This is a genomic window from Paenarthrobacter sp. TYUT067 (assembly GCF_023656375.1).
Lineage (GTDB): Bacteria > Actinomycetota > Actinomycetes > Actinomycetales > Micrococcaceae > Arthrobacter.
In genome coordinates this window covers 1-14,692 of record NZ_JAMOIT010000023.1, presented here as the reverse complement: position 1 = coordinate 14,692, position 14,692 = coordinate 1, and the positions used below count along the sequence as shown (strand labels likewise).

Annotated in this window: 15 protein-coding genes, 1 tRNA gene and 1 pseudogene; 8 read left to right on the top strand and 9 right to left on the bottom strand. The window is 60.9% G+C overall.

What is annotated here, in order from left to right; genetic code table 11:
* Positions 1-74 precede the first annotated feature (74 nt).
* Positions 75-1,738, bottom strand: a pseudogene (locus tag MOD31_RS18500) (Mu transposase C-terminal domain-containing protein).
* 287 nt (positions 1,739-2,025) lie between these two features.
* A complete protein-coding gene (locus tag MOD31_RS18495) occupies positions 2,026-2,859 on the bottom strand; it encodes a DUF3883 domain-containing protein (RefSeq protein WP_250821322.1) in 834 nt (277 codons plus the stop codon).
* Between the two features lie 314 nt (positions 2,860-3,173).
* Here MOD31_RS18495 and MOD31_RS18490 point away from each other — a divergent pair, with 314 nt between their 5' ends.
* Positions 3,174-3,989 carry a hypothetical protein gene (locus tag MOD31_RS18490; RefSeq protein ID WP_250821321.1) on the top strand — a complete coding sequence of 272 codons (816 nt, stop codon included), beginning with the start codon at positions 3,174-3,176 and terminating at the stop codon, positions 3,987-3,989.
* A 335-nt stretch (positions 3,990-4,324) separates the two neighbouring features.
* Here the strand turns inward: MOD31_RS18490 and MOD31_RS18485 are convergent, their stop codons facing one another.
* A complete protein-coding gene (locus MOD31_RS18485; protein ID WP_250821320.1) occupies positions 4,325-4,543 on the bottom strand; it encodes a hypothetical protein in 219 nt (72 codons plus the stop codon).
* 662 nt (positions 4,544-5,205) lie between these two features.
* On the opposite strand from MOD31_RS18485, the gene MOD31_RS18480 reads away from it, so the two are divergent.
* The 3 genes from MOD31_RS18480 to MOD31_RS18470 are packed head-to-tail and all read left to right on the top strand — an operon-like array spanning position 5,206 to position 7,214.
* Positions 5,206-5,640 carry a hypothetical protein gene (locus MOD31_RS18480; RefSeq protein ID WP_250821319.1) on the top strand — a complete coding sequence of 145 codons (435 nt, stop codon included), beginning with the start codon at positions 5,206-5,208 and terminating at the stop codon, positions 5,638-5,640.
* A complete protein-coding gene (locus tag MOD31_RS18475) occupies positions 5,633-6,871 on the top strand; it encodes an exonuclease domain-containing protein (protein ID WP_250821318.1) in 1,239 nt (412 codons plus the stop codon). Before MOD31_RS18480 ends, MOD31_RS18475 begins: the two co-directional genes overlap by 8 nt.
* Positions 6,872-6,902: 31 nt before the next feature.
* Complete coding sequence (locus tag MOD31_RS18470) at positions 6,903-7,214, top strand: Lsr2 family protein (protein WP_250821317.1); 312 nt, start codon at positions 6,903-6,905, stop codon at positions 7,212-7,214.
* A gap of 750 nt (positions 7,215-7,964) precedes the next feature.
* Here MOD31_RS18470 and MOD31_RS18465 read toward each other — a convergent pair.
* Genes MOD31_RS18465 through MOD31_RS18455 form a run of 3 tightly spaced genes read right to left on the bottom strand, consistent with a single transcriptional unit; the run spans position 7,965 to position 10,763 of the window.
* The gene (locus MOD31_RS18465) at positions 7,965-9,080 is read right to left on the bottom strand and encodes a C40 family peptidase (RefSeq protein WP_250821316.1); all 1,116 of its coding nucleotides are present in this window, start codon (positions 9,078-9,080) and stop codon (positions 7,965-7,967) included.
* Complete coding sequence (locus MOD31_RS18460; protein WP_250821315.1) at positions 9,080-9,805, bottom strand: hypothetical protein; 726 nt, start codon at positions 9,803-9,805, stop codon at positions 9,080-9,082. Before MOD31_RS18460 ends, MOD31_RS18465 begins: the two co-directional genes overlap by 1 nt.
* A 52-nt stretch (positions 9,806-9,857) precedes the next feature.
* Entirely contained in the window at positions 9,858-10,763 is a 906-nt protein-coding gene (locus tag MOD31_RS18455; RefSeq protein WP_250821314.1) for a hypothetical protein, read from the bottom strand.
* A gap of 191 nt (positions 10,764-10,954) precedes the next feature.
* Here MOD31_RS18455 and MOD31_RS18450 point away from each other — a divergent pair, with 191 nt between their 5' ends.
* Positions 10,955-11,278 (top strand): helix-turn-helix transcriptional regulator, encoded by a 324-nt coding sequence (locus MOD31_RS18450; RefSeq protein WP_250821313.1) that lies wholly within the window; start codon positions 10,955-10,957, stop codon positions 11,276-11,278.
* On the opposite strand, the gene MOD31_RS18445 is transcribed toward MOD31_RS18450, so the two are convergent.
* Positions 11,232-11,843 carry a hypothetical protein gene (locus MOD31_RS18445; RefSeq protein WP_250821312.1) on the bottom strand — a complete coding sequence of 204 codons (612 nt, stop codon included), beginning with the start codon at positions 11,841-11,843 and terminating at the stop codon, positions 11,232-11,234. The genes MOD31_RS18450 and MOD31_RS18445 overlap by 47 nt on opposite strands.
* 131 nt (positions 11,844-11,974) lie before the next feature.
* On the opposite strand from MOD31_RS18445, the gene MOD31_RS18440 reads away from it, so the two are divergent.
* Together MOD31_RS18440 and MOD31_RS18435 are read left to right on the top strand one after the other, a co-directional pair.
* The gene (locus MOD31_RS18440) at positions 11,975-12,214 is read left to right on the top strand and encodes a helix-turn-helix domain-containing protein (protein ID WP_250821311.1); all 240 of its coding nucleotides are present in this window, start codon (positions 11,975-11,977) and stop codon (positions 12,212-12,214) included.
* Between the two features lie 78 nt (positions 12,215-12,292).
* A complete protein-coding gene (locus MOD31_RS18435) occupies positions 12,293-12,538 on the top strand; it encodes a hypothetical protein (protein ID WP_250821310.1) in 246 nt (81 codons plus the stop codon).
* Positions 12,539-12,558: 20 nt separating this feature from the next.
* Here the strand turns inward: MOD31_RS18435 and MOD31_RS18430 are convergent, their stop codons facing one another.
* Together MOD31_RS18430 and MOD31_RS18425 are read right to left on the bottom strand one after the other, a co-directional pair.
* A complete protein-coding gene (locus tag MOD31_RS18430) occupies positions 12,559-13,689 on the bottom strand; it encodes a site-specific integrase (RefSeq protein WP_250821309.1) in 1,131 nt (376 codons plus the stop codon).
* A gap of 88 nt (positions 13,690-13,777) precedes the next feature.
* Positions 13,778-13,859, bottom strand: a tRNA-Leu gene (locus tag MOD31_RS18425).
* Between the two features lie 188 nt (positions 13,860-14,047).
* Here MOD31_RS18425 and MOD31_RS18420 point away from each other — a divergent pair.
* Positions 14,048-14,653 (top strand): ANTAR domain-containing response regulator, encoded by a 606-nt coding sequence (locus MOD31_RS18420; RefSeq protein WP_011774540.1) that lies wholly within the window; start codon positions 14,048-14,050, stop codon positions 14,651-14,653.
* Positions 14,654-14,692 lie beyond the last annotated feature (39 nt).

Sequence of the window (14,692 nt, the reverse complement as noted above, 5' to 3'; positions counted from 1 at the left end):
GATCCGTAAACGGCAGCTGTCCCGCGCGGAGTCCTGGAGATGGGACAGGTCCTCCAAAGGATATTCATCCACAGCTACCACTCCTCGATGTCATCAAACGGCGCGGCCGACGGAGATTCCCCGGCCATCCCGTCCGGCGGCGGTTTCAAAACATTGAGAGTGGTCCCGGATTTCAGCGGGCTCCGGCGCTCCCGATCCCTGCGCGACCGCCGGGTATCGCGCTGCGCGGTGCTGGCGATCTCGCGCATCTGTCCGATCATGCGGAACAGCTCCTGCTCGTTGACCTGCGCACGCCCCTGCTCGCGCAGCCGCGCCACAGCCTGGCGGTGTTCCCACAGCGTCACCGCAGGATTCGACAGGGTCCGGTACGGGACTTCAACGTAGTTGTTGCCCTCCGGGTCCAGCACCCAGATCCTGCTGATGTCACGAGGATCCCGACGGATGACAAACCGTCCCAACCGGTCCCGCCGGGCGATCCAGGGCTTGAGCACGTTAGCGAAGTAGTGCACGTGGTCAATGACGAAACCGGTGCGTCCGAGCTTGCGGCGGAGCACCGGCAGGAAGTCCACCAGAAACGCCGTGGGGCTGGTTACCACCGGCGGTTTCCCGGACTCGGTGATGCCCTGATCCCAGCGCGCCACAGGTGTCTGGGCCAGACCGCTATGGATGCTGCCGTGATAGGAAACCACAGCCAGGCCAGCCAACGCTCCAGCTCATTCAACGTCAATGCGGCAGTCTTCTCCGAATCATAGGTTCGACGTTCCACGGGATTGGAGAACGTCGTCCCCGGCAGCTCATGGATCTGCGCCATCACCGTCCCGATCACCCGCTCCACAATGCCGCCGTAGTGCGGCCGCCCCAGCGGTCGGTAGTCCAGTCGTATACCGTGCTGTTCGCAGCCGCGGCGCAGGGCCTCACTCTTGAATTCCGCCGCGTTATCCAGGTACAGTCGCCGCGGTTTGCCGCTCATCGGCCAGTCCCCACCAATCCCCAAGCCCTCCAGCCACGGACGCTTGTCGCCGCACACGTGGCCCAGGCAGAGCCCGACGGAAACTGCCGATGGGGGCTCAAGAGTGACCACCATGCCAACCAGGCAGCGGCTGTAAACGTCGATGGCCGCGGTCAGATACGGGCGGCCGACCGGTTGTCGATCGCGCTCGTCCACGATGACCAGATCAATCACGGTGTGATCGATCTGAACCTGTTCCAACGGGGCAGAGATTTCCGGAACAATACCTCCGGCCGACTGCAGCGGACGGGCCGCGTCCGCGCCTTCCCGACGGCGGGCTACGATCACTGGATGCAATTCAGCGACGCGGCGGGCAACAGTACTGCGGGACGGGGCAGGCAATCCCTCCTCCGTGCACGCGCGGACGATGTCACGGTGAACCACCGCCAGGGAAAGCTTCTGCCGCTTCAGATAGCGTTTGCGAATCAGCCCGTCGATCACCGCTTCCACCGGTGGCGTCAGCCGGCCGCCTCCGCGGCCGCCGCCCGATCGGCCAGGAACCAGATCCGTGACTCTGCCGGTGCCGCGCCTGGACCGGTCGATCAGCACGTAAACCTGCCGACGCGACACACCCAGCAGCGCGGCAGCAGCATTGACTGCCCCCCGCCCGACAACATCCAACGCAGCCAAGGGAGCAATCACCGCAGCCTGTCGCACTGCCTCATCCCACTCCGAATCGGACATGGCCAGCAGGCCACGCTCAACGATCGGCGGTTCCTCGTCAGTCATGCCGGCAACGACGGTGTCGGCGCCTCAAAGCCATAGTTAAAGGTAGTGCAGACGGCTTTGAGACAGAATGCCTGTTGTGCAACCGGGTTTGAACAAACGCGTGTTCAAACCCGTCTGCACAACCCCCGGGCTACCGCGGATGCCAGTGCAGACGACTTCGAAAAACGACAACCGACATGAGTGACCCACCGGAGCGCCGACGGCTCATCAAAGGAACCTTTGATAGGACGTAAAACTACCTCTCCCAAACGCCGCGGCGGCGGTCCGGCGGACGACAGCGGCCGTCGTCAGTTGGCGTCGTCGGGAAGGGTCCAGTCAAAGTCGCGGGCACGTAGTGGCCCGTCGTCTGGATTGAATGGAAGGATCCTGAAGGTTCCCGCATCAGGATCCACTTCGCCGTCCAAGAGTCGCATCCCCGACCACACGCCCATCATGCAGAGCCCCGGATACTGACGGGCATGATCGACCTCATTGCGCGTGACTATGACCGTGTCCCCTCTGCCCTGGGTGCCTTTGGCTTCCAGGTAAATCTGCTCAGCACCCCTGACCGCTGCAGCGTCATAAGGACGATTTAGCCGGGTGTCTGTAACCGTCCAACCACGGTCACGGTAGTACCGCATCAAACGGTCCTGTGCAGCATTCTCAATCGCTCTGCGGACCTCGGCGTCCATTTGCAGCCCTTGTCCCCCTGGCCCGGGTAGATCCGACGCCTCAGGTAGGTCCGCGTCTACCGCGCCGGCCGTCTCAGGGTCCGGGCCATACGAAATTGAGTTCCTGCTGCCGGGCGCATATTCGACCGGCGTTCCGATCAGGGCTTCGTGAATGAAATGTCCGGGCGGCAGGACGCGGCCTATGAGAGCCTTTTTAGGCGCCCGTGTGTTACCTGCCAGGATCTCATGGTCCGGGTCCTTGAGTTCCGCGATCAGCACGACCCGGCCTTGGTAGTTGAGTGCTGCCCAACGCTCTTCTGAGACACTCCTGGCGCTCAGGAACCAGTCTCCGCGATTGTTAGCCCAGAGCTGCTCCGGTGTTGCCCCAGGGTCATAGCCGTACCAATCACGTCCAAGCGGATCATCGCTCTCTGCAGTCTTTCGGTCGCTGAGCCTGATGTTGATAACCATGAATCGAGTATCGCCGACCGATGCCGGTGAACCGTGCACGCGCGCACACCCGCTGGGTTCGCGGCTTTGATGCAGAGCCGGGGCTTAGGGTGGGGGCTAGACGCATGCCATGAGCGAGACGACACGCCAGAGGAGCATCGCCGGATACTATGTCTGCTCCCACTCCGGGTGCAGCAAGAAGGTTGGCCTCAGCATCACTGACCACGACTGCTGTGGCAAGTCCAGGCACGCCACCGACCACATCTATATGGAGCGGGACGGAAGGTAGTCGTCACATGCGGTCCTTCAGCTAAGGGGAGACGTACACTCCGGTTATGACAATTCGGGGGACCAGGAAATCTACTATCTGGCTGGTCGTCGCCCTATGCTTCATTGCAGTCGCCGTAGCCGCCGCAGCAGTGGTCGCTGGAGTTGCTGAATCCAGTAAGAAGACCCCGGTGGTGGCATCCTTGCCGATCAAGCAGCCGCCAGCCCTGACAGTCCGGCCAACGCGGTCACCGGCCACCCCGCAGCAGACCTGGCAGGCGGCCCCCACACCTGCCCCCACGCAATCGTTCCAGGAGGCACCGGCCGCTGCGGCCCCCGAAGCCATCCAAACACTGCAGCCCCCGGCCCCCGCGAAACAGCCGGCGCGCCCAGCACAACAGCAGACGGTGTGCCCGACCGGAGTGGTCACCTCGGGCCTCACAAACGTCACGGTGACCAATGAGCGATACACCACAGTCGCTGGTCTCCTAACGCAGGTCGACGTCATCGGCCAAGGCATCATCAGGAACGGAACAACCGCGCCGGTTTACGTTTATAGCTCGCCACCCTCCGTTGAGGGCCTCGATGTCAATGGCCGGCTGACGACCTACCTTGATACCGATTTGGACTGGAAACCTGCCCCCGGGGAGCCACGGCCGTACCAGGTCACACTCCAGCCCGGGCAGGAATTGACCTACTCCGTGTCCAGCGTCGGGGTGTCGACGCGGACGCTTCAACAAACGACCGCCTGGCATGTGGAACCCGAGGACGCCGTCGACCGCTACTCCGACTTCGACACTTACAACGGTTGCTTTGAAGTCCCGGTCACGGCGCCGCCGGGTGGAACGAGCATCACGAACTCTTACAAACCCTGGGGCCAGTAGCAGCCGGGGAGACACCCGGAACCTCCCTCAGAAGCGTCCCGCTGCGGGTTCCCCTTCCGGACATCGAGTGGCCGTGCAGGCGGCTCTGGACATTTCGTGCAGACGACTTTGGAAAATGACGTCCTCTACACTTCTGACGCGCCCTGGGAGACGGGCCCGACCGTCTCAGTAATCGATCGATTGTGAGACTGAGATGTGTCAAGGAGGTCGGACAGTGCCAGACGCTGCGGGGCCTCCGGGTACATGACAACATCCCAACTGCGTCACCCTGGAACTCCAGAATTACCGCCATCGCCGTCCGTGCGAATTAGTACCAAGTCAAGCTGAGCGCCCCCTTACAGCAACCCCTGTTTTCTGGATGAGGTCCTTCGATCGATGATGTTCAAGGCGCCCATCATCATCCGCTCGGGGGCAGTGATGACTCCGCGAATGAAGCGACGGATGAGGCGTGGCAGAGAAAGCACCCCGGCAACGATAACGCCCGTGAGAACACCATTGCCCAACGAAGAGTCGGACCGTGCGAGAGCTCCTGAAATTACTGAATCTATAGTCATGAGCGGAGCGTAACTTGAGGGTGCGACATTGAGGCACGCGGCTGGAATCGAGGAAACCTTGCCCTCCGCACTTCTCAATAAAGATCGATACGGACTCTTCGGTGCTTAGCGTTAGATCTTAAAAAGAACCGGACCTGTGGAATTACGACCCCGAGATCGAGCCTGACAAGGCGAGGTGGATGAATCAAATCTCCGGAATAATACCCAGCTTCTTCGGGACTACGTCTGGAACGTCGCCCGGAACAATCCGTGGACCCTCTCCCTGAGGAGGGTGTCACTCCCCGCCGGGCTGGACCTATGACCTACATTGATGTCGAGATGAGGCCCCGGGCCGGCTACCTGCTGGGAAGAACTACGCGTCATTTTTCATAACGGCCGTTCTCTCCAGGTTCCTAGGCTTAGGATGAGCGCAGGTCTCAACCATGGGGGAATAGATGCCGACATCTGAAGCAGTCGTACACGGAATTGCGGTTCTCGATATCCACGAAGACAGATGGGCTATCTGGCAGGTTTCAGCAATGTCGCTGACCGGTTCATTGAGAGCATCTGCCACGAATGCCGTTGTGACTGACGGTTTTGATGAGAGGGCATTTCGCAGCCTCTCGTATAAGCGTCCCGTTCTTCTGACTTCGCGGGCCCGGAAGCATTGCACGGAAGCGGTTGTGCTGGAAACGCCGGAGTTCGATCCGGAAGTCTTTGTCAGCGACTGCACGTCTTGGGTAGATCTTCTCCAGGACCTGTTCTGGGCAGAGAATGACCGACGGGCCGCCTACAACTCCGAGAAGGTTCAAGCGCGCAAGAAGGCCCGCGCCGCCGGCGAACCGCTTCCGGAGTACCAGCGACAAGGTCCTCTTCAGGACATCGATTGGCCGGCGCCACCACTTCCCTCGGTCTGGGAGAGCACGGTGGAATGTGTTGAGCCAGTGAATGTAGAAGCGCTGCGGGTCGCCAACGGGTGCATCCGACTCCTGAATTATTGGTTGGAGATAGAAAATGACCGCTTGCGCGCGTCTCGAAAGTACTTCAACGGGATAGGTGGTTCGGCGGTTCGTTCCTGGCCGGTTCCCGCGACTGCGTTAGGAGCTCCAAGTGCCTGAGCCGATGTTTGCCGTCGTGGACGTGGAGACGACTGGATTGTTCACTGCGATGAACCACCGCGTTGCGGAGATTGGTGTCGTACGGGTAGACGCTGGGGGCCGGATCGTTGACCGGTGGGAGACCTTGGTCAATCCGGGACGGGATCTCGGCCCGCAACGAATTCACGGCATCCGTGCTGCGGACGTCCTCGATGCGCCCACCTTCAGCCAGGTCGCTCCTGCCCTCGCAGAAATACTTCAGGGATGCATCATGGTCGCCCACAATCTGAGTTTCGATGCATCTTTCCTCGCTCATGAATTCCGCCACGCCGATCTGTCACTGCCGGAGGCGTTCCTCGGCGGGCTATGCACCATGCGCCTCGCGCACGATTTCGTCATCGGAAATGCCCGGTCGCTGGCGCATTGCTGCGAGTTCCTCAGTGTCGCGAATGACAGGGCACACTGCGCCGGCGATGACGCCATGGCCGCCGCGGGCCTTCTTGGCCGCTATATCGATATGGACCCTGACCGCCACGACTGGACCCGGGCTCTGGAGACTGCCCGAGGCATCTCCTGGCCCTCGTACGCTGCGGGTCCCCGGCCGTTCTCCCCTGTGCTCCGCGCGGCCGGTGACCGCGTCGAAAAGCACTTCTTGTCCAGAATTACTTCGCATATGCCCGAATTCACCGGACCTGAAGAACATGACCAGTATCTGGCGCTACTTTCACAGGCCATGCTTGATTTGCAGCTTTCCGTTCATGAAACACGCGCCCTGCTGCGGGTCGCCGATGAACTCGGCATCAGTCAGGAGCGCTGCCGTACCCTTCACATCTACTACCTCGAACAGCTCGTCAGGGCCGCATGGGCCGATGGAGTCGTGACAGCCCAGGAAAGAAGAGACCTCTATACAGCCGCGGATCTTCTTGCAGTTGAAAGAGCCATCGTGGACGTCACCCTTTCAGAGCCTCCTGCCCCGACGACTGATGCATCGCCGGCTCCACCTCCGCGAGCAATCCGGCCCGGCGCCGTCATCGTACTGACAGGGGCAATGACGAGAGAACGCAGCGAATTAGCAGGATTCCTCACCGAAATGGGCTACAACGTAGCAGACAGAGCCACCAAGAAGACCGATATCGTCGTCGCAGCAGATCCCGACAGCCTCTCCGGAAAAGCCGCAAAGGCACGCCTGTATGGGATACCGGTGGTCGCGGAGCAGTACCTGTACGACGTTATTGGGGTCCCGTGTCTCTGAGCAGACAACCCCGAAGACCTATGCTTTTCTTATGGCACAAAGAGTAGTAACCCTTTTGGAAGATGACTTCGACGGTTCCAAGGCAAGTGAGACACTCTCGTTTGCCCTTGACGGCGTCGAATATGCAATCGATCTCAATAATGCTCACGCAAGCGAACTGCGTGAAGTATTCAGCCGCTACACCAAAGCGGCCAGGAAGACCGGCGGGCGGGCTCGGACAGCTCGTCCTTCTTCCTCCAACGCCCGTGAAGTCCGGCTGTGGGCAGCCGACCAAGGATTGCCAGTCAATACCCGCGGCCGCATCCAGGCTGACATCATGGAAAAGTACGAAGCCGCGCACTAAGGCCATACCATCCAGATCCGGAGCTCAGCCGGCTGATATCGGCCGGGTCACGACAAGAACCCCACCGATCACCGCCTAAATTACAAAACAGAGGCCGGAACTCATTCGAGTTCTGGCCTCTGTTTTGCTTGGAGACCAACTATTCCTTGAGTAACTCAATATGGGCCACCTTTGTCGTCATCCTTTTCACCAGGATGCGCAGGTCATCCAGATTCCGCGCGAGCCGGTCCCTGCTGTGCGATACCAGGGTGTCCCAGCCTCGAATGAACACGTCAGCAGCTCCTCCAGCAGGCGCACCCGGTGTGGTTGTCCAAGGCTGTATCCGTGAAGATCCGGTCCCGTTGCATGCCCTTAAGCTGGGCGCTGGTTGTTCTGATCCAGGCGCTGACCTTTATGTAAACGGATGCCCCGCCGGCCATGCTGACTTCCTAACAATGTGTCAGTTTGAACCCTAAGACCCCGACCTTCGAGTGTCAGTGAAACACACATTGGCCCCGACCTGACAGAACGGGCAGGCGCCGTCCTGACGTCCGTTGCAGGTATACAGCTATACCCCACCGGACGCTCGCTTGCTGAGCCGCCGCTGATTCGGGCCCTGTTACCACGATCAGTGTGTTGCGACCGAACCGAAGCGCCTCGTCACGTATACGTGCGTACAACCCCGGTCTTCCGCCACTTCGTATCCTTGCAGTCCTGCCTGGCCCGAAGGACCTAAATTTGGCGGGGTTACAGGTTCGAAATAACTTCGCATCACCTCAAAAGATCAAAATAGGCCGTATCTGTATTCCAAGCTATTGGATGCAGTAGCGTACCCACGGCGGGATTTAGCGCGCTGTACATCATGCCGTTCCCCGCATAAATGCCGACGTGTCCCCAGTCGGCTGGCCCCTGTGCGTTCTGGACCACCAGGTCCCCTGGCTGCGGATCGTCGGTCCGCGTACCGACCCTCCATTGATCCACTCGCGGCAGGTTGATCCCGGCCTGCCTGTAAATCCACTGGACGTAACCGGAACAGTCCCACGCCTTGAACGCCGTGCCACCCCACAGGTAGGCGCCGCCGACCCCTTCCTGCGTGAACCGCAGGATATTTTTGCGGATTTCGCTCAAATTTGCGGGCACGACCGTGTCCGTCGAGGAAGGCAGCGTATCGGAGCACCTAGCCGGTGACATCCCGCCGTCGAGCGTCTCAACAATAGCCTTTGCTTTAGCCTCCCACCGCGCATACAACTCCGGAAACGCCGATACCTGAACAGCTTGCACAGCTTGGCCTTTGTTCATGGATTGCCAACCTCGGATGTCCAACAGCCCGGGCGGGCGGCCATGGTTGGGGCCGGCAGGTCCGCCGTAAAAGGCTCGCACGTTGTACTTGGGATCCATCAACTGCTCAACTGTCCCCCAGCCCGCCGCGGGACGTTGCTGGGCTGTGCCGAGGGAATCGTGGTCGCGGCCGACGCCGTCATGCGGGTACCCGAGCGAGGCTGGTACGTTCACGTTGGCGAGGACTCTGAGGCTGGATTCCTGCAGAGCCATCATGATTGCGATGATCTGGCCCTCCCGGGGTACCCCCAATTGCCGGCCAATGGAAACGTAGTCCCCCGCGACGGCCAATTGCCTGTCGGTCACACTGACCAGAGCCTGGTTGCTTGTGCGGATGCTCAGGGCGCCGGATCCGCTGGCGCCGGGCTCGCCAGCCACGCCACTTTGCGAGCAGACGGACGGGGTGTCGGCTGCGCTCGCGCCGAGCACCGCCACGGCTGCGCTAAACGCAATGGACACCACCAGGATCAAGATGGAGGCCGCGGCCAGCGAAACCCGCAGAATGGCCCGGCGCGTGACCAGCCCAGCCAACACCATGGCGGCCGGCATCAATAGACGATCCTGCTCGGTGCGGCGTAAAAGCCGACCATGACGCAGTGGTCCGTCGGGGCAGTAACAGCCGGCGGGCAGTTCACCATGACGCTGACAGGTGCCGTGTAGGTGTTGCGAGCAGAAATTGATTGATCCAGAACGCTGACGGAGGCTGTGCACACATGCAGTCCCGCCCATGGCGCAGGCCGCTCCCGAACCTTGGCCAGCTCGCTGTCGCAGTGCAGGGATTCGACCGCGGCCGAACGGCGCGCCTGCTGGTCACCCAAAGTCGCGTAGCTTCCCGCGTTGACCCCGGTCGCTTCGAACTCCTGCACCAGGACGGCCAAGGGATTGGAGCCGTCCGGCAGCACGTCCCACCAGTCACGGATCCGTGAGTAGACCTCCGAGTAGGAAGACGTTCGCGTGTCCCAGGTGTAGATCGCCGTCGCCGCCGCGGCGGCGAGCTGGCGGAAGTCAGCAGTGCGGGGTGCGCCCTCCGCATCGGCAATCACAACGTCAGGAGCCCCCGTCGGAGTTTGTGCCTGCGTCCCGGGGGAAGCGTTTGCCGGGCTCTGAGGGATCGGCGTCGTCGACGAGGGTGCAAACGGAGCCTCTACGGGCGTGGGCGACGGCCGCGTGAGAGCAAAAAGCGCCGCGACCACGCTCAAGAGGGCGATTGCGGCGATCCACCATCGACGTCGGCTGCTTAGACCAGGTTGAGCGTACTTCTTCATCACGTGCATTCGGGCCTCCTTCTCGCCTGTCCATGGCGAGAGGACGGGGCCACAACATGACTCAGTAGGCAGTCCGCGTCCCGGCCTGGAGAATCCTCCAGGCCGTTTGATACAGCCGGCGTGCGAAGCCGATCTGGACAGCCAGATAGCGCTCGGTGACGCCCAACTGGGCCGCCAATGCTTCCATCGCCCTCTTCCGTTCGGGTCCTCGTAGTCCGGGGCGAACGATACTTTCAGCCGTTCTGCGGAGGACCGGTGTGGGCAGGCACTCTGCTGCGCGCTGGCATACGTCTCCGATATTGCTAATGGCCGCTTGCTCAACGTCCAGTGCATTTTGAACGGTTTTCGCCGTCTTGCGCACCACGGTCACCGCGTGCCAGCGCCGGCGGTCCTGTGGCGATGGCGGACCGTAGTGTCGCGGCCCGGTGAGACTGCCCACGGCCAGATCCCAAACTCCTGCCGGCACGCTGGCCCGAGTCAGCTCAATGATCATTCGTGCCCATTGTTGGTCAATAATCTGCTCGGCAATTTGACCTCCACCCCGGTCCATGCCCAGCAACGCCAGAGGAACAAACGCCGTCGGCCCGTCGGCATTCCCAGGTTCCATGATCATCGGGAGTGTCGGATGGCTCAGCTCCCGACGGGTGTGCGCGGCGCACACGTTCGCGCACACCCCCTGAACCCACGCACCGAACGGAATACCGGGAAGCTGGCGGTAATGCCCCCGGGTCACCCCATCCCACACCGCGACCCGGATGTCCTGCATAACGTCGTCCACGTCGCAGGCCCGGCCGATCCGCGAGAGATGCGAAACCACGTACCGCTGTACACCGTCTACGGCGATCATGATTTGATCTACCGGAACGGCAACCGCGGCGGGCTCCGGCGCACCGCGCAGGGAGATGTCGATACTTCCTACATTTGGATGATCTTGTGAGGCCTGATTCAACCTGGCTTCGACGCGCATGGTCTTCACCGCTTCGACTAAACGATTCCAATAAGTCCGGCGCCGGCACGACCGGCGCCCTAAGAGTGGCAGCGAAAGCCAAGGCCGACCACTACGACAGGAAAGCTATACAAACTATTTTCAAAGATAATTAAAGTATCGTCAAGACTGCCGGTCTTACTTTTCGGGGATCGTTCGGTGAGAATGGTTCCATGCCCAGGATCACGCAGCCTCACGACGAAGCCTGGTCGAACGACGTCGAGGCCGCTGTCGCGACATTTGGCAACAGATCACGGAACGAGATCCTCCGCTACCTTTCCGCGCACGGTCCGGCGACCCGCGGTGACATCGTGGCAGCAGTAAGCGCCGGTGAGCCGAGCGTAGCCAAACACCTGCTTGCACTTGAGGAGACCGGTGCCATCGCGGTGGACCTTAAGCCGGGCCGGCGCCATGGCCGCTCGCCGCGCTATTCAACCAACCCCGCGCGGATTAAGGAGTTGCTGGCGGCTCATCTTCACTATCTTCTGGAGGACTAGCTGCTGCCTCCTCCGCTCCAGGATGGCGATCAATGTCCTTGTTGAGGTATTCAGAGATGGCCCTCAGCGTCTCCGGAGAAACATCACCCAGCGTCCGCGCCGCGAAGGTCTTCACCCTGGCCGCACGAAGCGACTTCACAAACTCGAGTTGCGAATCGATCCGCTCGGGCAAGTCGGCGCTGTCGCCGATCAGGTACGAGGGGTCAACGTTGAAGATGTTGCACAGCTCGGCCAATAGCGCCGGATCGCTGACCAGACGACCAGTCCCCTCTTTCATGTAGAACCAGCGCGCGCGGGACAACTTGATGCCCCTAGCCTCGAGTTCGGTCTGGACCTCGCGGAACGTTACGGGCTTCCCACGTTCGGCAACCACGACGTCGAGCAGCAGATTCAGACGACGAGCCAGCTGGGCCTGGGGAGACAACATGTCGCCGCGACCTGCCTCATCCATCCGCGCTGCCCACCCCTCGATCTGATGCGGGGCCGAGAGCCCGGTCAGGCGCAACGACTCCCTTTCGCCCCAGTATTGCCTGAGTCGTCCGGGCACGGCAATCAACCGCGTCAACCAGGTGAGGATTCATTGACGCACTCTGGTCTTTCCAACATGACCTCAACCGGAGTAGCCTGCAGCTGTAGACCCGTCTACAGCAGCCCTTCACCATTCCCCTAGTTGTGGTCCACATGTCGATCATTTTGATGAACCGAACACGAAGCCGAATTATCCGATTCCTGCTCAGGAACGGGCCCTCGACCTGTGGCCAGATCGGCAGGGAACTCAGCGCCTCGCGCTCGACCATCCGCAGGCAACTCGGCCTGCTCACCGAAGCCGGGCTGGTGCAGCGCTCATCGACTCAGTTCAGTGCTTCCGCCGAGCAGGTGCAGCTCCATGCTGCGGTCCTCGAAGCGAGTTTCCAGGTCACTGTCATGCCGCCGTGATTTCCGGCTTACATGAACAGGGAAAGGACTCGCGCAAGCCGTCCTCGCCGCATAACGACGAAAGGATTGGTCAGGGGCATGAAACTTGAATTCTTCGAACCAGCCGAGGCTGCCACCGTCCTCAAGTGTTCAGAGGCATGGCTTAGGGACGGGGCAGCCAAGGGGGAGTTCCCGCACACCGTCTGGGGCAAGGGAAAGATTGTCTTCACGTCGGTCCACCTCAGGGAGATTGCAGAGCTACGCGAAGTCCGATCCGGTGGCGCGACTGCGCCGACCGTCCGCATGATCGGGACGCGAGCACAGGCTCGCCAGAAGTTCTCTTAGGTAAACCCTCCACCCAGACGCTATCCACGCCACACATCGGCGGAACGCTCGACGGCGTCGGCGGCATCCTGGAGCGCCTGCGGCATCAAGTGGCCATAGACCTGCTCGGTCGTTCGCGTAGATGCGTGCCCGAGTCGCCTCGAGATCGTGAACAGCGAAACGCCATCCTGAATCAGCCAAGACGCATGGGTATGGCGCAGATCGTGGATCCGGGGTGACTTCTTCAGGCCACGCGCCTGGGCCGCTTTCACGGCGGGAGTCCAGTAGTGGTGCCAATACAGCTTGTGAACAATGCGCTCGCCCTTGGGGGTGGTGAACAAGAGTTCCGAGCCAGGGCGGCTGGCCACCAGCGGAATCAACACTTCCACCAAATGGGGATTCAGCGAAACCGTCCTCTTGCCGGCACCGGTCTTGGTCGCTCCGACGTAATACTCGGAATCGGTACCGCGTTTCCATGCCTTGTTGATCCGCATCGTTGCCGGCTTCGACATCAGGTCCACGTCCGCCACCGTTACCGCAGTCGCTTCGCCGAACCGCGTTCCCGTCATGACCAAGAATTGGGTGAACGCCTTGTACCGCTCCCCCATACCCTCCAGAATCAGGCCGAATTCAGCGTGCGTCAGGAACCTGGCCTCATCCTCTGCCTTTTCGCCTGACGGGAGCTGCACGCCCCGGCACGGATTGTCCTTCCGGTAGCCGAGCATGACGGCCGTCTCCATTGCCGAGAAGATCAGGCCATGGTTGTTCTTGATGGTCTTGGCCGACCGGCCCTTGGTCTGCATCGCCTTGATCCAATACGTCAGGTGCCGGTAATCAAGCTTGTCCACGGGAATGTGCCCGATGACGTCGGCGATGTGCAGCTTCAGCATGGTCTGATACGTGTGCACTGTGCCAACTGAAGGCCGGACCAGAAAGTCGATGTGCTCTTGGATCACAGCCGCGACGGTGGGTGCTTTGGTCTGGTTCGCGACCATCGCATGCTGGGCAATCTCAAAGGATTGGTTGTTGGCATCAAGGAGGCGCTTCAGCGTCTGGGCCTCGGCCGACGTCGCTAGGGTAATCCCCTCTTGCTTTCGCGTTTCGGGGTTCCGCCAGCGAACCGTGAACGACGTGGATCCGTCCGATTTTTTCCGTTCCCAAATGCTGGCCATACCCAAAATTCTAGGCTTCGTGTGCACAGAAAACGAGTTTTTGTGCACACTCAGGACCCTGAAACCCTGCTGACCTGCGGAAACACTGTGCCCGAGGTGGGACTCGAACCCACACACCTTTCGATACTGCATTTTGAGTGCAGCGCGTCTGCCAATTCCGCCACTCGGGCGCGGATTACCGGGAAGTTCGCGGTTCACATTCCTGTGAGCAACGCGATCCGTTCCCAGCACGCGGAATTACTCTACATGCAGATAGGCTGTTTCAAAGAATCGGGCGCGCTGATGCAACAAGAACCAGCCATCAATGAGTCCACACTAAGATGGACATGAACCCGCCGAACCTTTTCAAGGAGATCCCGTGACCGAACAGACGGAGTCCACGTCCACAGCCCAGCCGGCCCGACGCGTTGTCGTTGCCGAGGATGAGACCCTCATCCGCCTGGACATTATCGAGATTTTGAAGGGCGAGGGGTACGACGTCGTCGGCGAGGCAGACAATGGCGAGAAAGCGGTGCAGCTGGCCGAGGAATTGAAGCCGGACCTTGTCCTCATGGACGTCAAGATGCCTGTCATGGACGGTATTTCGGCTGCTGAGAAGATCGTCAAGGCACGCATTGCACCTGTTGTCCTTCTGACTGCCTTCAGCCAGAAGGAACTGGTGGAGCGCGCACGCGACGCCGGCGCCATGGCGTACGTCGTCAAGCCGTTCTCCCCCGCGGACCTGATCCCGGCCATCGAGATCGCACTGTCCCGCCATGAGGAGATCAAGGCGCTTGAGAACGAGGTTTCCGACCTCCAGGAGCAGTTCGCTACGCGCAAGCTTGTAGAGCGCGCCAAGAGCCTCCTGACCACCAAGATGGGCTTGACGGAGCCGGAAGCTTTCCGCTGGATCCAGAAGACCTCCATGGACCGTCGCCTCAGCATGCGTGAGGTTGCGGAAACCATCATCAACCAGGTCAACTAACACAAAGCAACGCACGACGGCGGCCGCTCACCTCACGCG